The 20,211-nt window shown below is 32.4% G+C and carries 20 protein-coding genes and 1 pseudogene; 16 read left to right on the forward strand and 5 right to left on the reverse strand.

The genetic code is table 11. The annotated features are described in order from the left end of the window. Positions 1 to 33 precede the first annotated feature (33 nt). On the reverse strand, positions 34 to 984 hold the full coding sequence (locus LQ673_RS07875) for a hypothetical protein (protein WP_037590029.1): 951 nt from the start codon (positions 982 to 984) through the stop codon (positions 34 to 36). A 178-nt stretch (positions 985 to 1,162) separates the two neighbouring features. Here LQ673_RS07875 and LQ673_RS07880 point away from each other — a divergent pair, with 178 nt between their 5' ends. From LQ673_RS07880 to LQ673_RS07895, 4 genes are all read left to right on the forward strand, one after another. Then, entirely contained in the window at positions 1,163 to 1,696 is a 534-nt protein-coding gene (locus LQ673_RS07880; protein WP_037590028.1) for a CHAP domain-containing protein, read from the forward strand. Positions 1,697 to 1,710: 14 nt separating this feature from the next. Further along, on the forward strand, positions 1,711 to 2,358 hold the full coding sequence (locus tag LQ673_RS07885) for an SDR family oxidoreductase (protein WP_037590026.1): 648 nt from the start codon (positions 1,711 to 1,713) through the stop codon (positions 2,356 to 2,358). Between the two features lie 18 nt (positions 2,359 to 2,376). Then, entirely contained in the window at positions 2,377 to 3,111 is a 735-nt protein-coding gene (locus tag LQ673_RS07890; protein ID WP_239705356.1) for a metallophosphoesterase family protein, read from the forward strand. Between the two features lie 92 nt (positions 3,112 to 3,203). Continuing rightward, a complete protein-coding gene (locus LQ673_RS07895; RefSeq protein WP_191836086.1) occupies positions 3,204 to 4,085 on the forward strand; it encodes a nuclease-related domain-containing protein in 882 nt (293 codons plus the stop codon). Between the two features lie 561 nt (positions 4,086 to 4,646). Here the strand turns inward: LQ673_RS07895 and LQ673_RS07900 are convergent. Further along, a complete protein-coding gene (locus LQ673_RS07900) occupies positions 4,647 to 5,591 on the reverse strand; it encodes a cation diffusion facilitator family transporter (protein WP_191836087.1) in 945 nt (314 codons plus the stop codon). 19 nt (positions 5,592 to 5,610) lie between these two features. After that, positions 5,611 to 5,910, reverse strand: a complete 300-nt coding sequence (locus LQ673_RS07905; protein WP_025907403.1) for an ArsR/SmtB family transcription factor — start codon at positions 5,908 to 5,910, stop codon at positions 5,611 to 5,613. Between the two features lie 137 nt (positions 5,911 to 6,047). Here LQ673_RS07905 and LQ673_RS07910 point away from each other — a divergent pair, with 137 nt between their 5' ends. The 5 genes from LQ673_RS07910 to LQ673_RS07930 all read left to right on the forward strand — a co-directional run bounded on the left by LQ673_RS07910 (position 6,048) and on the right by LQ673_RS07930 (position 10,741). Further along, the gene (locus LQ673_RS07910; protein ID WP_025907402.1) at positions 6,048 to 6,362 is read left to right on the forward strand and encodes a CHY zinc finger protein; all 315 of its coding nucleotides are present in this window, start codon (positions 6,048 to 6,050) and stop codon (positions 6,360 to 6,362) included. 117 nt (positions 6,363 to 6,479) lie between these two features. Then, on the forward strand, positions 6,480 to 6,977 hold the full coding sequence (locus LQ673_RS07915) for a hypothetical protein (RefSeq protein WP_191836088.1): 498 nt from the start codon (positions 6,480 to 6,482) through the stop codon (positions 6,975 to 6,977). A 73-nt stretch (positions 6,978 to 7,050) separates the two neighbouring features. Continuing rightward, positions 7,051 to 8,481 (forward strand): MDR family MFS transporter, encoded by a 1,431-nt coding sequence (locus tag LQ673_RS07920; RefSeq protein ID WP_191836089.1) that lies wholly within the window; start codon positions 7,051 to 7,053, stop codon positions 8,479 to 8,481. Between the two features lie 113 nt (positions 8,482 to 8,594). Next, positions 8,595 to 9,659, forward strand: a complete 1,065-nt coding sequence (locus LQ673_RS07925; protein ID WP_037590015.1) for a YkvI family membrane protein — start codon at positions 8,595 to 8,597, stop codon at positions 9,657 to 9,659. A 47-nt stretch (positions 9,660 to 9,706) separates the two neighbouring features. Continuing rightward, on the forward strand, positions 9,707 to 10,741 hold the full coding sequence (locus LQ673_RS07930; protein ID WP_037590012.1) for an alpha/beta hydrolase: 1,035 nt from the start codon (positions 9,707 to 9,709) through the stop codon (positions 10,739 to 10,741). Positions 10,742 to 10,786: 45 nt separating this feature from the next. Here the strand turns inward: LQ673_RS07930 and LQ673_RS07935 are convergent, their stop codons facing one another. Next, positions 10,787 to 11,290 (reverse strand): GNAT family N-acetyltransferase, encoded by a 504-nt coding sequence (locus tag LQ673_RS07935; protein ID WP_025907393.1) that lies wholly within the window; start codon positions 11,288 to 11,290, stop codon positions 10,787 to 10,789. Between the two features lie 118 nt (positions 11,291 to 11,408). Between LQ673_RS07935 and LQ673_RS07940 the strand changes: the two genes are divergently transcribed. The 7 genes and pseudogenes from LQ673_RS07940 to LQ673_RS07970 all read left to right on the forward strand — a co-directional run bounded on the left by LQ673_RS07940 (position 11,409) and on the right by LQ673_RS07970 (position 18,664). Further along, entirely contained in the window at positions 11,409 to 12,335 is a 927-nt protein-coding gene (locus tag LQ673_RS07940; protein WP_191836090.1) for an NAD-dependent epimerase/dehydratase family protein, read from the forward strand. A gap of 9 nt (positions 12,336 to 12,344) precedes the next feature. After that, entirely contained in the window at positions 12,345 to 13,028 is a 684-nt protein-coding gene (locus LQ673_RS07945; protein ID WP_037590008.1) for a response regulator transcription factor, read from the forward strand. A gap of 1 nt (position 13,029) precedes the next feature. Then, positions 13,030 to 14,091 (forward strand): sensor histidine kinase, encoded by a 1,062-nt coding sequence (locus tag LQ673_RS07950; RefSeq protein WP_239745034.1) that lies wholly within the window; start codon positions 13,030 to 13,032, stop codon positions 14,089 to 14,091. 49 nt (positions 14,092 to 14,140) lie between these two features. Next, positions 14,141 to 14,901: pseudogene (locus LQ673_RS07955) on the forward strand (ABC transporter ATP-binding protein). Further along, the gene (locus LQ673_RS07960) at positions 14,891 to 16,825 is read left to right on the forward strand and encodes an ABC transporter permease (protein WP_191836092.1); all 1,935 of its coding nucleotides are present in this window, start codon (positions 14,891 to 14,893) and stop codon (positions 16,823 to 16,825) included. The pseudogene LQ673_RS07955 and the gene LQ673_RS07960 overlap by 11 nt, the downstream one beginning before the upstream one ends. A gap of 209 nt (positions 16,826 to 17,034) precedes the next feature. Further along, on the forward strand, positions 17,035 to 17,652 hold the full coding sequence (locus LQ673_RS07965) for a DUF47 domain-containing protein (protein WP_037590003.1): 618 nt from the start codon (positions 17,035 to 17,037) through the stop codon (positions 17,650 to 17,652). Between the two features lie 13 nt (positions 17,653 to 17,665). Further along, positions 17,666 to 18,664, forward strand: a complete 999-nt coding sequence (locus tag LQ673_RS07970; protein WP_037590001.1) for an inorganic phosphate transporter — start codon at positions 17,666 to 17,668, stop codon at positions 18,662 to 18,664. A gap of 624 nt (positions 18,665 to 19,288) precedes the next feature. On the opposite strand, the gene LQ673_RS07975 is transcribed toward LQ673_RS07970, so the two are convergent. After that, a complete protein-coding gene (locus tag LQ673_RS07975) occupies positions 19,289 to 20,098 on the reverse strand; it encodes a LysM peptidoglycan-binding domain-containing protein (RefSeq protein WP_191836093.1) in 810 nt (269 codons plus the stop codon). Positions 20,099 to 20,211: the final 113 nt, after the last annotated feature.

Here is a 20,211-nt window from a genome sequence, read left to right on the forward strand (position 1 = left end):
TAGATTGAGCGCTTAATATGTTATCAATTAGGATTACTGGTTATTTGGAGGGTAAAGTGCATTTTTATTTTTGTGATAGAAGTTCATCACACTTCCGTAAATGAAGTATGAAACAGCAAACATAAAGATAAAGTACACAATATATCCAAGTACCGCGAATATAACTTGTAATACTGCTGGCATAAATGAAACAACAACTGCAACTACGATACCAATAATAGCTAAAACAATATATGCAACAACAACATAGAGTAAGTTGCTGAATAATAATTTCCAAGCATTATTAGGACCTTTACTTGTAATATTCCAACCAATTGAGAATTTAGTGAAAGTTGGTAACGATCTTTGATCAATATGAACAAGTACTGTGTTCATAATAAATATCACTATATAATATAATGGAATAAACACTGCGAATAGAACTAAAATCATAAATAACATGATAATTACAAATGATATAGACATTGCGCCGAAAGCTTCACTTGAACCGCTTGGTTGCATAATAGCCATAGATGTTCCGAATATTGCAACGAATATTAGTTCAACAACTAATACGACAATATAAATCGCTATGTACATTGCAACACTAATCACACCTATAATAACTGTAAGTTTTAATGTTTTAACGTAGTTTCCTTTTCGTAAGAACATAAATAAATCACTAAAGTTTGGTCCAATACCTAAGTCTGTATCTTTATAGTATTTAATCATGCCATAAGCTAAAGGAATTAAAACAAAGATATATAAACCAAGTGTTAATAAAAAGCCGAGTACCATAGTGACAAAGAATATCGCTAGTCCTCCGCCAGAAGGTTCACCTGAAAAGTCTTGTGATGAAGCGAGTGAGACACCACCAATTAAGAATAATACACCCGGTATTAACATTATAAGAACCATAACGATTGATGCTAAAATAGAAAATAGAATAGTTTTTAAATGGAATCCCTGTCCATTTCTAAAGTAATCTAATTGGAACTTGAACATATGATTCACCTCTTGTCTTTTTGTATCATTAGGGTACCATAAAAAACTATGTAAATGTCATTTAATTGTCAAAAACTTTCTTGCATTTGCGAATTTTTCAAAAAAGTTATAAGCACTTTATTTGATATCCTACGTTTTAACTCATATATTTGAGGTACATTAGTTATAGGAGTGAGCTATGAAAAAGTTATTCCGCTTCATCGTTTACCTTGCAACGTGGGTCGCTATTATTACCATGGTTATGCTTTTTAAAAGCCAAGGTGGATTCGATTTATTGAATCATTATGTTGAAGACGTAAAGAAGCAGATGAAAGAAAAAGAAGTAGCGATTCGTACGGAACAAATTAAAAAGAATGATAAAACAGATGACCGTTCACTTGGTAATTACTATCAAGAAGGTCAATGTACATTTTATGTATTTGAAAAAAGATTGAAAATTGATAAAAAAATTAGTTCATCATGGGGTGACGCTAAACATTGGGATGACCGTGCAAAAGAAGAAGGCTATAAAGTGAACGGACAACCTAGTGAAGGCTCAATCTTACAAACAGATTATGGTGAACTAGGACACGTCGCAATTGTTGAAGAAGTAAAAAATGATGGTTCAATTGTTGTTTCTGATATGAACTATAAAAAGCCATATGAAGTGACTTCAAGGTTAATCACGCCAGATAGATTACACAACTATCGTTTTATACATGAAAAAATTTAAAGGAGTGTTTTATAATGAAGATTTTCGTAATAGGTGCTAATGGACAAATAGGAAGACATTTAGTTAAAGATTTAGTAGCAGAAGGCAATGAAGTTGTTGCAGGTATTAGAAAAAACAGTCAAGCAAGTTTCTTTGAAGACTTAGGTGCAACAACAGCACCACTAGATCTTGAATATGACGATATCAATGACATTTCTGAAAAAATAAAAGATGCAGATAAAGTTGTGTTTACAGCAGGTTCAGGTGGACATACCGGTGCAGACCAAACAATTATTATTGACTTAGACGGCGCAGTTAAATCTATTGAAGCAAGTAAAATAGCAGGTACGAAACATTTTGTACTCGTGTCTTCATTTGATACAAGAAGATCAGCTTTTGAAGGAGATTTAAAACCTTACACAATAGCTAAGCACTATGCAGATGAACATTTAAGAAATGCTAATATACCATATACAATCGTTCACCCTGGTGCATTAACAAATGATGATGCTATAGGAACAGTTACATTAGCTGAAGAAGTTGAACGTGGTAAAATACCTCGTAAAGATGTAGCGACTGTCTTGGTTGAAGTATTAAACAATGATGAGAAAATTGGTCAAGAATTCCAAGTCGTTTCAGGAGATGTTGAAATTAAAGAAGCGGTTGATCAATTTAATCAATAATCATAAAGGAGTCTTATGATGGTTAAATTCGCAATTTTGACAGATATACATGGAAATATCGATGCATTAAACGCGGTACTTTCAAATATTGATAATCGAACGGATATAGATCACATTTATAACTTAGGTGATAATATTGGTGTTGGCCATTGTACAAACGAAGTTCTTGAAGCAGTTACAAGCAGAAAAGATATGACATACATTGCAGGCAATCACGACGAAGCGATTATGTCAGTCGTTAACAACGAACCATATCCAGAAAGTTTGAAAAGTAAGTTCTATGAACATCATCAATGGATAGTAGAACATTTAGACAGTAAATATTATACCTTTTTAAATGACCTTAAACGTGAAGTTACAAAAGAAATAGACGGTTTAAAATTTTATTTCACACATTATCGAATACTCGAAGAAAATATGGATAAGCATATTAGTGAAGATCCATTTGAACCAATTGTAGATCCTTCGTTAGAACATGTACATGGACTATTTAACGGCGTAGATGCTGATTTTGTTACATTCGGACATAATCACGTGTTACATCACTTTGATGATATAGAAACAATATATTTTAATCCGGGGTCAGTAGGGTTAAATAACGGTGCATACGCAGTGTATGGCATAGTAGAAGTTAAAGATGGTGCCATAAACGTAGAAAGAGTCAAAGTACCTTATGATAATCAACCATTCTTAGAAGGATTCGATGATAAGAAAGTACCAGGCAAACAATTAATATTTGAGTCATTCATATAGAAGAAAACAGCCACAACATTGATGTTGTGGCTGATTTTTTTACTGAGATGGATTAAAATGGAAATGAATAAACTTATAAAGAAGGTGAACCATTGAAAAAGAACTATTATTCAGTGATTGAATCTCTTATAGGTAGAACATACATAAGTCCTCAAGATATTCAAAAATATGAAACATATAAAAAAGGAAAAGAAGGTGAAAGGAAGTTTTTGGAAATATTAAACTCTATTGATCAATTAGAGTTTATATATGATTTACAACTTCAGAGTACTCAAAATTATCAATTTGATTTTATAGTTATTACTGATAAGATTATCTATCAATTCGAAATTAAAAATTATTTTGGTAAATATGAATTTAATAATGGTAATTTGATTTGTGATAACGGCTTTGTAATTAAATATCCGTTAGCTCAATTAGATAGAAATGACTATATCCTAAATAAAGTACTTGATAAATTAGATATAGAAAGAACAATAAAAAGCTATATAATATTTATTAACGGAAATTTTAGTATGAAAGGCAAAATAGATGAAGAAACAATTATTTTACCAAACCAGTTAAATAAAGTAAGACATCTCCTTAAAAACAGTAACTCTCCAAATAATTCTATAATAAAAACCACATTACAAAATCTCCATACACCTTTTGAAGATGATTATCATCAATATCCGAATTATGAATTTAACAAATTAAAACCTGGTATAAGATGTACACAATGTAACAATATAATAGATACACCACTGAAAAATAAAAAGAAAGTAATCACTTGTTCTAACTGTTTTAATGAGATACCTAGAAAAGAACTTATTTTAAATACTTTAGACGAATTAATGTATTTGAAAGGAGCACCATTCAATATGAAAGAAGCAAGGAAGTGGTGTAATGGTGTACATAGAAATACACTTTCATATATTATGAAAGGACATTTTAATATGATTACACAAGGAAATACTAAAGTATATTATAAGTAAGTTAAGGTATATCATAAATTTGATTTTGAATAGTGTGATGGGGTACTGAATCCAGGTATGGCGCACGAAGACTGAAAGATATCGTGCGCTAGGGTACAAAATCGGGGTGTATCGCACGAAGACTGAAAGATATCGTGCGCTAAGGTACAAAATCGGGGTGTATCGCACGAAGACTAAGAGATATCGTGCGCTAGGGTACAAAATCGGGGTGTATCGCACGAAGACTGAAAGATATCGTGCGCTAAGGTACAAAATCAAGGTGTGGCGCACGAAGACTGAGAGATATCGTGCGCTAAGGTACAAAATCCGGGTGTAACGCACGAAGACTGAGAGATATCGTGCGCTAAGGTGCAAAATAAGGGTGTGGCGCACGAAGACTGAGAGATATCGTGCGCTAGGGTACAAAATAAGGGTGTAACGCACGAAGACTGAGAGATATCGTGCGCTAGGGTACAAAATCAGGGTGTATCGCACGAAGATTGAGAGAGATTCCTATACCAAATTATATAAAGTAAAAAACTAGAACAAATTAGGTATATATACCTAAATGTTCTAGTTTTTCTAATGTACGTGTTCTGTTTGTTCCATGCAACAGAGTAGGGAACTGTCATGCTGATGATCTGGTGTTTCTAATTGGATTGTTGCGTGATGTATAGATTTATGAATAAGTTTATGATTGATTTCTTCTATTATACTGTCGCATTCCTCCACAGTCTTATCTTTATCTACGACTGCGTGGCAACTTAATGCTGTTAAATCACTTGTAATGGACCATATATGCAAATCATGTACTTCTATTATATCTGGGTGCGACTTGATTGTTTCTGAGATTTCATGAACATCGATATTTGATGGTGTGCCTTCCATCAATACATTTAATGCAGACTTCGTAACACCATATCCGCTTCTAATAATTAATAGTGCCACAATAACACTTGCTATCGGGTCAGCTAATTTCCAACCGAATGCAATCATAATGAGTGCTGCTACGATTGCGCCAACTGAACCTAATAAATCTCCGAGTACATGAATGAAAGCACCACGCATATTTAAGTTGTCTTTCGTATCAGACCCTTTAAACATTAACCAAGCTATGAAAATATTCACAAGTAAACCGATTGTACTTATGATTAACATGCCTGTGGAAGCGACTTCTGGTGGATCTATAAATCTAGAAATAGCTTCATAAAAGATATATATACTAATAGCAATTAACAAGACACCATTAATTAAAGCTGCTAAAATTTCAAATCTCTTGTAGCCATATGTCTTATTCTTATTGGCAACACGTTCACCAAATTTAAATGCCATTAATGCAATAAAGAGTGAAATGGCATCGCTTAGCATATGTCCAGCATCTGATAGTAAAGCTAAACTATTTGTAATATATCCACCAATCACTTCAACTATCATAAATACAGCAATGATAATAAATGAAATGAGTAGTATCTTTTTATTGTTTGTATGAACATGGTTGTGGTCATGTCCATGATGTTCATGTCCCATGAAAACACCTCCTAAATTGTTAATGTTTGGCATGCTCGATAGCTTGTTTTAATAATAAGATAACGTGATCATCATCGATTGAGTAATAAATACTTTTACCTTCACGTTCAAATTTAACAAGCCTAAGATTCTTTAAAAATCTTAATTGGTGCGATACGGAAGATTGACTTAGTGAAAGTGTTTCAGCTATACAACCTACAGAATGTCGACCGGTACATAATAAATGTAATATCTTTACGCGAGTTGGATCGCTTAATGCTTTAAAAGTTTGTGATACAAGTAATAATGTTTCATCATCTAAAATAGTATTTGTAGTCATATTATTCTCCTAACATATGAATATATGTTCATATGTTAATCTTATTAAAATTTATGGTATCTGTCAAATCATTATAAATTGACAAAATAGCTATAATTGTGAGATGTTCACTTAAAGTAAATTTTTTGGAGGATACTATGGTGAAAATACATGGCTTAACTGTAGATAATGAATCTAGATGTGAACATTATCAAACGCCGCTAGATATCATCGCGATTAAATTTAAATGTTGTGATAAATTCTATCCTTGTTACAAGTGCCATAATGAATGTGAAAAGCATGACATTAAGAGATGGGATCAATCTGAATTTGATGAACACGCGATACTATGTGGCGTTTGTAAAGAAACGATGTCCATCAATGATTATATGTTAAAAGAGGTATGCCCAAATTGTGATGCTCGCTTTAATCACCGATGCAAGTATCATCATCATTTATATTTTAAAATTTAAGTTGGTTTTCTATTTTAAAGGTAATTTATTACAAAACATGTTATAATATTTTTGACTTTAAAAATTTAACATTGAAATGAATGTGAATGTTGCATAGAGAGAAAAGGAGGACATTGAATGAAGGATTTGATTAAAGGTCATATATTAAGTGGCGAATTTGATACTGCATATAGATTGATGTCCGAAGTGGATTTCTTAGAATTTGAAGAACACTTTATTTCAGCAGCTCACGAAGAAGAAAGTACGATGTTTTATACATTTATATTAGACTGTATTAAGAAGGAAGAAACGAGTGAACTTCATGACTTAGCGTTCTTGTTACACGTTTATCCATATAGTGAACATGATGGCGCATTTCATTCAGCTTATTATCATGCTGAAAGATCGATGATTTTAACAGATCATAAAGAAGTTAAGAGTTTATTACAAATGCTTCTACTACATGCTATACCGGAACCTTTACTTTCTGATAAACAAGCTTTTGATATAAGTAAGCAAATACTTAAGATAGACCCTGAAAATAAAGTTGCTAGAAATATAATGAAAGAAACAGCAAAGAGAATGGACCAAGTTGTGGTAGATTTTTTACAACTATCCAAATCTCAAAATGCATAAACCTAGTCTTTTGACTAGGTTTATTTTTTATGTCATTATAGAAAAGTTACAAAATAAAATTTAGGAGAAAAAAATGGAGAATCAGTTTAAAAGAAAAATAATTATGATTGTCTTTTTAGTTGGTACATTTTTCATGATTTTAAATGAAACGCTCTTAAATATTGCATTAAAAGAATTAATGTCAGTATTTGATGTAGATGCACCAACTGTCCAATGGATGGCAACTGGTTTCATGTTAGTAATGGGTGTACTAACACCATTGTCTGCAGTGGTAAATCAATGGTTTACAACGAGACGGTTATTTTTAGGGTTAGTAACAATATTTTCTATCGGGACTTTAACTGCCGGGTTAGCCGTTAACTTCCCAATGTTATTAGTAGGTAGAATGATTCAAGCAGCTGGAACGGGACTTATGATTCCAACTGTCATGAACGCAATGCTCATGCTATACAATGAGAGCGAACGCGGGAAAATTATGGGTCAATTCGGATTAGTCATTATGTTTGCACCTGCATTAGGACCAACGTTATCTGGTGTTATTGTTGATTATTTAGGATGGAGATGGTTATTTTTAATCGTTATCCCATTCATGCTATTTACATTTATATTCGCTTATAGATATTTACAAAATGTTGGTGAAGTTACAAGACCGAAAATTGATGTCTTATCAATTATTTTATCAACAATTGGTATTGCAACTATTATATATAGTGTTTCATCAGTAAGTACTACTGAAGGTGGCTTCTCAAGTCCTTCAATTTACATCACGCTTATCATTGGTGTTATTGCGATGATACTATTTGTCTTTAGACAACTTAAATTAGAAGAACCTTTATTAGATTTGAAAGTATTTAAATACCATAACTATACAAAGGGTGTTATTATTTTCGTTGTTGTAATTATGACAATGTTTGCTTCTGAAATTGTGATGCCTATGTACTTGCAAGGTCCAATGGGATTCAGTGCTAAAGTTGCTGGATTGATCTTATTACCAGGTGCTTTATTAAATGGTTTCTTATCACCATTTATGGGTGCCATATTTGATAAAGTTGGTCCAAGAAAGCTTGTTGTACCAGGGTTAATTGTGCTGTTATGTGTCTCAATATTTTATTCAACCATTCATCCAGGTATTTCAGTATGGATATTTGTTATTGTATATATTATTTTAATGATTAGTATTTCTGCAGTATTGATGCCGGCAAATACAAATGCATTGAACGCTTTACCAAAAGAAATGTATCCACACGGTACAGCTGTATCCAATATGTTACAGCCAATAGGTGGCGCATTAGGGATTGCGATTTTTGTAAGTATTATGAACGGTGGACAAAGAGCCGCATTAGAAGGTATTAAGAATCCTACAGTAGACCAAATCAATCATGCTATGACGCAAGGTATTCATCAGTCATACTGGTTTGGTATTGTATTACTCGCTTTAGTAATCATTGTCGGATTGACAGTTACAAGAGCGAATTATAGTCAATCAATTAAAGAAAATTCATAAATATATATGAAAAAGCGCAGGACTTTTATAGTCTTGCTCTTTTTTAGAGGAATACTTTCGTAAATAGTGGGTATACATCATTATGTTGAACAAAATTTTGAGGAGGAAAGTTTGTGTCAAATTTGAAAGAAGCAACAAAAATAGGGTTTGCTTATGTTGGGGTCGTTGTAGGTGCAGGGTTCTCGACAGGGCAAGAGGTAATGAAATTCTTTACCCACTATGGTTTATACGGGTATATAGGAGTTATTATATCTGGTATAATGTTGGCGTTTTTTGGTAGACAAGTAGCTAAGATTGGTACAGCACTCGATGCAGATGACCATAGCTCAACGATTAACTATTTATTTGGTAAAGCAGGTATCGTTATAGATTATGTATTAATATTTTTCTTATTTGGTATATCAGTAACGATGATAGCTGGTGCTGGATCAGCATTTAATGAAAGTTTTGGGGTGCCAACTTGGTTAGGTGCTTTAATTATGTGTATTTTTATTTATATCACGCTTTTATTAGACTTCGATAAAATAGTAAAAGCACTAGGTGTCGTAACACCGTTTTTAATCATTGTTATATTAATAATCGCAGGTTACTTCTTTGTGAATGGTCAAGTAGGTATTTCTGAAATTAACGATACGGTTGAATCACCAAGTCTTTTCTGGGGAATTGTTCAAGGATTTATTTATGGTGGTTTAGCGTTCTCAGTAGGATTTAGTACATTAGTTGCCATTGGTGGCGATGCTGATAAACGTCGTATTTCAGGATTAGGTGGCATTATCGGTGGTGTGATATATTTAATATTATTAGCACTTATCAATGCTGGATTATTAGTTGAATATCCTAATATTAAAGATATTGAGATACCAACGTTAGAACTCGCTAGAACAATTTCACCTATTATTGGATTTGCATTATCAGTAATTATGCTTATGGTTATGTACAACACGATTTTAGGACTTATGTACTCATTTACAGCAAGGTTTACTGTACCATTTTCTAAAAAATACGTTGTATTACTGACGATATCTATGGTAATCGCTTATGGCTTAAGCTTTGTAGGTTTCTCATCACTGATTGATAAATTATATCCAGCTATGGGTGTTATAGGTTTAGTGATTTGTGCTGCCATTGTTGTTAAATATATTAGTCGTAAAAGTGATAACAAAAAACATATCGCATAAAATAATTGAATATGTTAAACTATCTTCTTACATGAGGAAGTGAACATATGAAAAGAAAAAAACGACGATTGTTTATTTTGATTGTAGCGATCATCGTTGTTGTAAGTGGATTTTACGGTTATAACAAATATCAGGAACATAAAGAAAGGGAAGCACAATTACAAGCTCAAAGAGCTAATCAATTATTACTAAACAATAAGAAAGTAAAATTGATACGTGATGTATCTTATGGTCATAGTGCACCAAATAGTCAAATGGATATTATTATGCCTTCAAGAATGAAAAAAGGTGAGAAACTGCCAGTCATATTTTGGACGCATGGTGGTGGTTTTATAGCGGGAGACAAAAGACATAAGAATCCATACTTAGCACAAATTGCTGAAAAAGGATATATCATCGTAAATGTAAATTATGCTTTAGCACCTGATTACCAATATCCGACACCAATACAGCAATTAGATCAAGCAACTAAATATACATTAAAACATAGAAATAAATTTAATATCGATTATAGACAAATTATATATGGCGGAGATTCTGCAGGTGCACAAATTGCTAGTCAATATGTGGCTTTACAAACAAATGATAAATTGCAACAGCAAATGCGTATGAAGCCAACTATTAAAAAAGATTATTTAAAAGCTGCCATTCTTTTTGGTGGGTTATATAATATGCAAACAGTGAGATCTACAGAATTTCCAAGAATTGATTTATTTATGACAAGTTATACGGGTACTAAAGAATGGGAAAAGAACTTTGCGAGAATTAATCAACTATCTACCGTTGATCAAGTGACAAAAGAGTATCCACCTACATTTTTAACAGTGGGAGATGCTGACCCATTTGATCCACAAAATAGAGAGTTTGATGAAGTCCTTAAAAAGCAAGGTGTTCAAACGACTACAACATTCTTTGATGGTACGCACGGCTTACGTCATCAATATCAATTCCATATGAACTTGAAAGAATCTAAGAAGAATTATAATAACGTCATGATGTTTCTAGGGGCTAATACGAAACAGTCTCCATATGAAAACAATGCGAATCAAGATTCTGAAACAGTGATTAAAAAAGATAAATAATAAAAAAGGCAAACTACGCGAAATACGTGATGAGTTTGCCTTTTTTTATAATAATTTTGCCATCATAAATTCATCGTAATATTTATCATTAAAATACAATGTTTGTTCTTTCTTTCCTTCTACTTTAAAACCGAATTTCTCGTATAATCGGTATGCTGGTTCGTTCTCCGTAACGACTGTTAACTCTAGTCTATGCAGTTGTCTTCTCACTGCCCAAGCTTCGGTTTCTTGAAGTAGTTTAAATCCAATTCCTTTATTTCTAAATGTCGGAAGTAGACCCATAGCAATTTTTGCGGCATGACGATTTCGATTCGTTTTGCCACCTTGGATCGTTACATAACCAATTAATGTATCATTTAATTCTGCAACAATGATTGTAGAGTTACTTGTCGTAATCATTTCTTCTAGAAATAAAGTTTGGTTTTGTATAGATATTTGATGTTCTCCTGGATTAAAGAGTAAATATTCGGATTGATTAATCACACTATCTAACAATTTATTAAAGTTTTCAACATCATTTATTCGAATTTCGCGTATGATTTCTTTCATAAAATGTCTCCTATTTCTATTTATAAATTACAATCAGTGGTATATTTATGGTAATTAAACAATAAGTTATAAATAGTATAACACATATGTAAAGTCCGAATATAAAGGAGTGCTTAAAATGAAAGCGAATGTACTCATCTCAGGTGGATCAGGGTATATAGGCAAGCATTTAATCAGTACATTAAAAGATGTCGGCAATCTATATACGATTACAAAGTATAAATCAGATATGATGATAGATGATGAAGTTACATGGAGAAAATGCGATATTTTTGTACTTAAAGATATGATTGAAGCTTTAAAAGGTATTGATATTGCAATTTATTATTTAGATCCAAACAAGAAATCAGCGAAGTTAACTCAAAGTACTGCACGTAATTTAAATATTATCGCGAGTCATAATATGGCAAAAGCATGTAAAGTCAATAATGTTAAAAAAATTATATACATTAAAGGTTCGCCTTTTGATATAGAAACGATGGAAATATTAAGTTCAACGGGAATTGAAGTTCAAGTGACAGAACAATCTATTAAGCGACCAGCTGTATCGATAGAATTACAGAAGTCTAAAATAGATGATGTTAGAAGTGTTGATAGAATGCCCATTCCTTATAAATGGGATTTAGAAGATGTTGTGAAATACTATTTCCAATGGTTACAAGAAACAAGTGGCACGTTAGTGAGAACAGAATTAATTGGAGATATTTATTATGTTTATTTTCAACATCGCAGTAAACCATTATTAAAATTAAAAAGAGTACATCCAAATATTGACGAAGATATTATACAGTTCAAAGTTATCGGCGGTTCACTTACTGTAGATTTATATGAAGATAATGGCATGTTAGAATTTAGAAAGTTAAGATTAACAAATGAATTTATGGTTCATTTATTTAATTACGTACCGAGATTACCTTGGAGTATATATTATTTATCACAAGCTCCTATTCATAATGTAACGATGAAGGGGTTTGAAGTTGATTGTAGAATTAAAGATTTTCAACTACGCAGTATAGCAGGCGAAGTTAAAAAATATACAAAGTAGAGGGATAGTATGGAATTACTAATAATTGAAGATGATGAAACTTTATTTAATGCTATGAAGCAACAACTAGAGAAATGGGATTGGTCAGTACATGGCATAAATGATTTTGGTGCAGTGTTTGAAGAATATAAAGCATTGCAACCAGACATGGTCATTATAGATATACAGTTACCTCAATATGATGGATTCTATTGGTGTCGTGCGATTAGAAAACAGTCTAATATACCGATCGTATTCTTATCATCAAGGGACCACCCGATGGACCAAGTCATGAGTATGGAACTAGGTGCGGATGACTTTATACAGAAACCATTTCACACAGAAGTGCTAGTTGCCAAACTTCAAGCAATTTATAGAAGGGTTTATCAATATAATAAAGATGAGCCTAGAATTAAGTTATGGCATAAAGCACGCGTTGATTATGGTAAACATATTATTGAAAAGAACGATATTGAAATTTCGTTAACTAAAAATGAAATGTTTATTTTAGAAATTCTGTTGAATCATAAGAATGAAATCGTGAGTAGAGATACGATTATTACTGCTTTATGGGATGATGAACAATTTGTGAGTGACAATACATTAACTGTTAATGTTAATCGCCTAAGAAAGAAACTTACTGAAATTGGCTTCAATGATTTAATTGAAACGAAAGTAGGTAAAGGCTATATTGCGCACGAGCCGGAGGGATAAAATGATCAAATCGTTTCTGAAAGAAAGATGGATTTGGATATTACTGTTTATAATCATGCAAGTTACTATACTGCTTACGAGCTGGTTAGATGTTGCCTTTTCTTTTAAAAGCGCTTTGTACTTAATAGGTATAAATTTGATTATTTTTATCGTGTTTATATGGTTGATTTACACGAGAGAAACAAGATTTTATAGTGCATTAAAAAATGATATACCGATTAAAGAAATTGAACATAAAGAATTGAATCAATCAACATATGAAAAGATCGTTTTTGATTATATTCAACTTTATGATGAACGTACGAGACGTACCATTCATAACCAAAATAAAGAAATACAAGCGACTAAAAATGATTTGCTAGATTGGATACATGAAGTTAAAACACCCATCACAGCAATGAAATTATTATTAGACCAAATTGAAGAACAAGATTTAAAAAAGAATTTATTATATGAGTGGAGCAGAATCGACTACTTACTGGATCAGCAACTTTATATTAGACGTTTAAGCTCTAAAAGTAATGATTTTTATTTTGGACATTATGCTTTAAAAGAGATGGTTATAAAAGAAATTCAACATGCACGTAATATTAGCATGGCTAAAGGCATAGGGTATGATATACAAATTGAAGATGAAAAAGTTTATACAGATGAGAAATGGTGTCGTACAGTCATTAGACAACTTATAAGTAATGCTCTGAAATATACGCAGAATAAAGATATTATCATTTCAACTTATGAACAGCATGGTCAAACATACTTGAAAATTCAAGATTTTGGGAGAGGTATAAAAGCGCGAGACTTACCACGTATTTTTGAAAGAGGCTTTACTTCAACGACAAATAGACGTGAGTCAACAGCCACAGGAATGGGGCTTTATTTAGTTAAAGAAATTACTGAAGGACTAAGTATTAAAGTCAATGTGAAATCTACTTATGGTGAAGGAACGACAGTATTGCTTATTTTCCCGCAACCAAATGATTTAACAACGGTAGAACAATCAAGTGACAAAAATGTCACTTCAAACATGAAAATGTACGATGAATCAAAGGAAGAATTGTAAAAAAGGCTATAAGATGGAATCATAAACAAATTACAAAGGAGTTTTGAATATGAGTATATTAAAAACTGAACAACTCGTTAAAGTTTATGGTTCTAAAAAAATCAACAAGAAGTGTTGAAACAAATAGATATGACTGTTGAAAAAGGTGAATTCATTAGTATTATGGGGCCATCTGGGTCAGGAAAGACGACACTGTTAAATGTATTAAGTTCCATTGATTATGCGACAACAGGGCAAATTGAAATTAATGGTCATCAATTACAGAATATGAACAATAGACAAATGTCTAATTTCAGAAAAAAAGAGCTGGGCTTTATATTCCAAGAATATAATTTGCTTAATACGCTTACCGTGCAAGAAAATATTATGTTACCTTTAACCATTCAAAAAATTTCTAAAAAAGAAGCGCAAGTAAGATTTGAAGAAATTAGTAAGGCGTTAGGTATTTTAGATATACAAAATAAATATCCTAGTGAAATTTCTGGTGGTCAAAAGCAAAGAACATCAGCTGCAAGAGCATTTATAGCACAACCATCTATTATATTTGCTGATGAACCAACTGGTGCATTAGATTCTAAATCTGCTTCAGATTTACTGAATAAATTAAATCAAATGAATCAAATGACACAATCAACAATTGTTATGGTTACACACGATTCATCAGCAGCAAGTTATTCGAACAGAGTCATATTCTTGAAAGATGGAAAAATCTACTCTGAACTTTATAAAGGAGACGATGATAGAGAGACATTTTACAAAGAAATCATCAAAACACAAAGTGTGTTAGGTGGTGTTGTAAATGAGCTTTAATCAAATTGTTTTTAAGAATTTAAGACGAAACATTCGACATTATAGTATGTATGTCTTTTCAATAACGATGAGTGTCATGCTCTTTTTCGGATTTGTCACGTTAAGGTTCTCTGAAGATTTAAATAGTGTTCAATCAGGTATAAGAGTTGGCGCAGCTATTAAAGTAGGTGTAACAATACTGACGATTATCATCGTTATATTTCTACTTTATGCCAACAAACTCTTTATTAAGAGAAGATCGAGAGAAATGGGATTGTACCAATTAATCGGTATGACAAAGCGAGAAGTCTTTAAAATATTTGCTTTAGAAAACTTTGTATTATTTACATTAACAGCTGTGATTGGTTCTATTTTAGGATTTTTCTCTTCTAAAATATTATTGATGATTTTATATAAAATCATCGGCGTCCAACAAGAAGCACATTTGAATTTTAGTATTGAAGCTTTCGTTCAAACGATTGTACTCATGATTGCGATTTATATCATTATAGCTTTTCAAAATGCAATATTTATAAAAAGAAAGACAATTTTAGCACTTATGCATGAATACAATGCTACAGATACTAAAATTAAGAAAATTAAACTATATGAATTGATTTTTGGTGCAATTGGCATCGTCATGATTATTAGTGGTTATTATTTATCAAGTGTTATGTTCGATAATCTCAGTAATGCAGGGATGGCAACGTTATATATAAGAATGCTTACCATTTTATTCTTAACAATAGTGGGTGCTTACTTGCTCTTTAGATGTTCAATCTCATTAATATTTAATACCATTCGTAAATATAAAAAAGGCATGCTGAGTGTAACAGACGTTGTTTCAACTTCATCTATTATGCACAAAATGAAAACAAATGCTTTATCGCTCACAATTATCGCAATAGTGTCAGCTATGTCAGTCGGCCTACTAGCATTGAGTTACGTTCAATATTACAATGCCGAAGAAACAGCAAGAAGCACGTCACCAGATGATTATATTTTTGTAAATAAAGATGCAAATCAACAATTTAAAAAAGCATTAGATGCTGAGCACATTCAATATAAAGAACGTAATTACAATGTGACACGTTATATTATTGATGATAGAAAAGTGCTTGAAGGTGCTAATGAAACTAGAGGAGTAGAACCCAATTCACCATCAACAGTTGCTAAAGCATCTGAATTTAAAGGTATAAAATTGAAAGACGATGAAGTAGCAGTTGTAGGATTCAATGATCTTCTTGATAGAGTCACTAATGTAAATGATGAAGAAAAAATGTCTTACAAAATGGGTAATCAAACACATCATCTTAAAGTGAAATCTATTAGTAAAGAAAATTATTTATCTTCAATGGTTTCTTATAATGCACCTGTTTATGTTGTGTCAGATCATACATTCGACCAAATGAAAAAACATGAAGCTAGAAATGACGACATGAATCAGCAATTTGGTGTGAACTTAACAAATGATAAAGATGTTAAGAAAGCAGAGCAAATCTTTGGAAAAGTACAAAGTAAAACCGAGTCATCTATGTCATATCATGAAATTTACAATGACTCTAAAAGTAGCCTAGGTGTTATGCTGTTTATTCTTGGATTCTTAGGTATCGCATTCTTACTATCTACTGGATGTATCATTTACATTAAGCAAATTGATGAAACTGAAGATGAAACATCAAACTACAATATCTTAAGAAAGTTAGGCTATACATCTAAAGATATGTCTAAAGGTATTGCACTAAAAATTGGCTTTAACTTTGCATTACCATTAATCATTGGATTATGTCACGGATATTTCGCGGCTAAATCAGCTTGGTTCTTTATGGGACAATCATTCTATACACCAGTGCTGATCGTGATGTCACTGTATTCATTAATTTATATTCTGTTTGCCTTCTTAGCATACATCCACTCTAAACGCGTGATTCAAAGAGTGCTTTAAAAAATAAATATTTAAAATAAAGGCTAGTGCTTGTCATTAGCCTTTTTTTGTGTTATAAAATACCAATGTGAACTTTGTGTTTACGAAAAGTTTACAGACAAGATAAATTTTCAAAAATAAATTAATAAACTGTGGTCGAATTCATTTTGAAAGAGTACAATGAAAGAGTAATTACATAAATTATGATGTAAATTTTGGGAGGATTACTAATGTTTAATAAGAAGAAGGATAAGTTTGGTATTCAGTTAGAAGCTATAGCTGAGAATTTAAGTCGCGCATCAGTTGAATTTGGAGAAATGGATTTTGATTCAGATTTCGACTTAAAAGCTTATTCAGATAAAATTAAAGCCTATGAGTCTAATGGTGATGATCTTATGCACCAAATGATTACTGATTTAAATCAAACTTTCATTACACCAATTGAAAGAGAAGACATTTTAGAATTATGTGATGCATTAGATGATGTATTAGATGAAATGGAAGAAACTTCAGCAATGTTTGAAATGTACTCTATCAGTTATTCAGATGAATACATGGCAGAATTCGTGAAAAATATACAAGCAGCAATTAAAGAAATTGAAATCGCTGTAACGTTAGTAGCTGAGAAGAAATTCTCACACATTCGTGTACATTCTATCAACATTAAAGAATATGAAACGAATTGTGATGGTATTTTAAGACAATCAATTAAATATATTTTCAACAGTGAAACAGATCCAGTAACATTAATAAAAATTAAAGATATTTATGAATCTCTTGAAGATGTAGCAGATAAATGTCAATTAGTAGCAAACAAATTAGAACAAATTATTATGAAAAATAGCTAAGGAGTTTTAAAAAATGGATAGTTTACTCATTATTACCGTAGCTATTGTTGTGTGTGCGTTACTTTTTGACTTTATTAATGGTTTCCATGATACAGCCAATGCAATCGCTACAGCAGTATCTACAAAAGCACTTAAACCACGACATGCAATTATTTTAGCAGCGGTTATGAACTTTGTCGGGGCATTAATGGCAACAGGTGTAGCACAAACAATTGCTAAAGATATTGTCGATCCGTTTAAGTTAGAAAATGGTTCAGTCGTTATTTTAGCAGCATTGATTTCTGCTATAGCGTGGAATCTTATTACTTGGTATTTCGGGATTCCAAGTTCATCTTCACATGCATTAATAGGGTCAATTGCAGGTGCAGCTATTGCTTCTGCAGGATTTGGAATATTACATTACCAAGGATTTTCAAAAATTATATTAGCTTTAATTGCATCTCCAATTTTAGCGTTTATCGTTGGTTTCATTGTATATTCTATTTTCAAAGTCGTATTTAAAAATAATAATTTAACAAGAACAAATAGAAACTTTAGATTTATCCAAATTGGTACAGCAGCTTTACAAGCATTCTCACACGGTACAAACGATGCTCAAAAAGCAATGGGTATCATTACAATGGCACTTATTTCAGCTAATATGCAATCTACAACAGATATTGAATTATGGGTTAAAATAAGTTGTGCTACTGCAATGGGACTTGGAACTGCAGTAGGTGGATGGAAAATTATCAAAACAGTTGGTGGAAACATTATGAAAATCCGTCCAGCTAACGGTGTAGCAGCTGATTTATCATCAGCATTCGTTATTTTCGGTGCTACATTCATTCACTTACCAGTATCAACAACACACGTAGTATCTTCATCTATTTTAGGTGTAGGATCATCACAACGTGTTAAAGGTGTTAAATGGACAACAGCACAAAGAATGATTATTACTTGGATTATAACTTTACCAGTATCAATTATCCTTTCTTTCATCATTTATCATATTTGTGCTTTATTCGTATAATCAATCATCAAAACATCCAACTCATTAACGTTGGATGTTTTTTTGTATGGGAAAATTGAGAAGGGGGAGGAGAAATTTAGTGATAGGTGAATTTTTTGTGGGGAGATGTTCTGAGTTAGGGACAGAATTCAGAGAAATGTCCGTAAGAGGTGTTGTTAGGGACAGAATTCAGAGAAATGTCTCTAAGAAGCGTTGTTAGGGACAGAATTCAGAGAAATGTCCGTAAGAAGTGGTGTTAGGGACAGAATTCTGAGAAGTGTCTCTAAGAAGTGTTGTTAGGGACAGAATTCAGAGAAATGTCCGTAAGAGGCGTCGTCAGGGACAGAATTCTGAGAAGTGTCTCTAAATGAGTGCCCATCTAACTACCAGAATTCAGAATAATGGAAGTTAGCGGCTTCTAATTACCAGAATTCAGAATAATGGAAGTTAGCCGATTCTAACTACCACAATTCGGAATAATGGAAGTTAGCCGATTCTAATTACCAGAATTCAGAATAATGGAAGTTACAGCATTCTAATTACCAGAATTCGGAATAATGATAGTTAGCGCCCAGATAATAAAAACTTCCACACACTAATTTTCTGCATAGAAAAAACCAGTTCGTCTTCTGAACTGGTTTTTTATTAATGAATATATGAATAGTTATATACTTGAGATGCTGGGACTGTTCTGTAATCTTTAACACCTGGAGGCGTATTATAGTTCATTTCTGAAATTAATAGACTTCCGTCTGCGTTAATAGATTCTACATATGATACGTGACCATATTGTCCAGCTGTAGTTTGCATAATTGAACCTACTTCAGGTGTGCCGTCTACTCGGAAACCGTCAGCTTGTGCTGCGCCTGCCCAATATTTAGCATCTCCCCAGTATGTGCTGATTGAACTACCAGCTTGTGCTCTGCGATCAAATACGTAATATGTACATTGACCCCAGTCATATAAGTTTTGGTCATTGAATGATTGATTGCCACCTGTTTGAGTAGGTTGTGTGTTATTTGAAGGAGTAGTTGTAGTATCACTACCGCTTCCACCAGCAATTTTTAAAGTTTGACCAGGATAGATAATATAACCTTGTAAATTATTTGATTTCATTAGTTGGTCAACTGTAACACCGTTTTGTTGTGCGATTACTGCTAATGAGTCACCGCTTTTAACTGTGTATGTAGATCCTGAAGTTGCTGTTTCTTGAGAACCGCTTCCTCCCGTTGAACTACTTCCGTTTACAGTAATGACTTGCCCTGGGAAAATCATATTTCCTGAAATATTGTTACTTGATTTCAGTTGATTAACAGATACACCATATTGGTCTGCAATCATCCATAAAGATTCACCATTTTTTACAGTATGTTGAGTTGAAGCTTCGGCGTCGTTATGAGCTGCTATAGCTGCAACACCAGAAACAGCTGTTACTGCGAATGCAAATTTTTTCAAAGGCTTATCCTCCTTAGGTATATATAATATATAAAAACAGAATACTAAAATGAACTTTCTTCTATACACGTAATGGTAACAAAAATAATATTGTATGTACCTGATGTAATCAC

It is taken from the genome of Mammaliicoccus sp. O-M54 (genome assembly GCF_022386035.1).
Taxonomy (GTDB): domain Bacteria; phylum Bacillota; class Bacilli; order Staphylococcales; family Staphylococcaceae; genus Mammaliicoccus; species Mammaliicoccus sciuri_A.

Bases quoted from the DNA above. Each gene is read 5' to 3' on its own strand.
- LQ673_RS07875 (WP_037590029.1), bottom strand. From the start codon at position 984: ATGTTCAAGTTCCAATTAGATTACTTTAGAAATGGACAGGGATTCCAT.
- LQ673_RS07880 (WP_037590028.1), top strand. From the start codon at position 1,163: ATGAAAAAGTTATTCCGCTTCATCGTTTACCTTGCAACGTGGGTCGCT.
- LQ673_RS07885 (WP_037590026.1), top strand. From the start codon at position 1,711: ATGAAGATTTTCGTAATAGGTGCTAATGGACAAATAGGAAGACATTTA.
- LQ673_RS07890 (WP_239705356.1), top strand. From the start codon at position 2,377: ATGGTTAAATTCGCAATTTTGACAGATATACATGGAAATATCGATGCA.
- LQ673_RS07900 (WP_191836087.1), bottom strand. From the start codon at position 5,591: ATGGGACATGAACATCATGGACATGACCACAACCATGTTCATACAAAC.
- LQ673_RS07905 (WP_025907403.1), bottom strand. From the start codon at position 5,910: ATGACTACAAATACTATTTTAGATGATGAAACATTATTACTTGTATCA.
- LQ673_RS07910 (WP_025907402.1), top strand. From the start codon at position 6,048: ATGGTGAAAATACATGGCTTAACTGTAGATAATGAATCTAGATGTGAA.
- LQ673_RS07915 (WP_191836088.1), top strand. From the start codon at position 6,480: ATGAAGGATTTGATTAAAGGTCATATATTAAGTGGCGAATTTGATACT.
- LQ673_RS07920 (WP_191836089.1), top strand. From the start codon at position 7,051: ATGGAGAATCAGTTTAAAAGAAAAATAATTATGATTGTCTTTTTAGTT.
- LQ673_RS07930 (WP_037590012.1), top strand. From the start codon at position 9,707: ATGAAAAGAAAAAAACGACGATTGTTTATTTTGATTGTAGCGATCATC.
- LQ673_RS07935 (WP_025907393.1), bottom strand. From the start codon at position 11,290: ATGAAAGAAATCATACGCGAAATTCGAATAAATGATGTTGAAAACTTT.
- LQ673_RS07940 (WP_191836090.1), top strand. From the start codon at position 11,409: ATGAAAGCGAATGTACTCATCTCAGGTGGATCAGGGTATATAGGCAAG.
- LQ673_RS07945 (WP_037590008.1), top strand. From the start codon at position 12,345: ATGGAATTACTAATAATTGAAGATGATGAAACTTTATTTAATGCTATG.
- LQ673_RS07950 (WP_239745034.1), top strand. From the start codon at position 13,030: ATGATCAAATCGTTTCTGAAAGAAAGATGGATTTGGATATTACTGTTT.
- LQ673_RS07960 (WP_191836092.1), top strand. From the start codon at position 14,891: ATGAGCTTTAATCAAATTGTTTTTAAGAATTTAAGACGAAACATTCGA.
- LQ673_RS07965 (WP_037590003.1), top strand. From the start codon at position 17,035: ATGTTTAATAAGAAGAAGGATAAGTTTGGTATTCAGTTAGAAGCTATA.
- LQ673_RS07970 (WP_037590001.1), top strand. From the start codon at position 17,666: ATGGATAGTTTACTCATTATTACCGTAGCTATTGTTGTGTGTGCGTTA.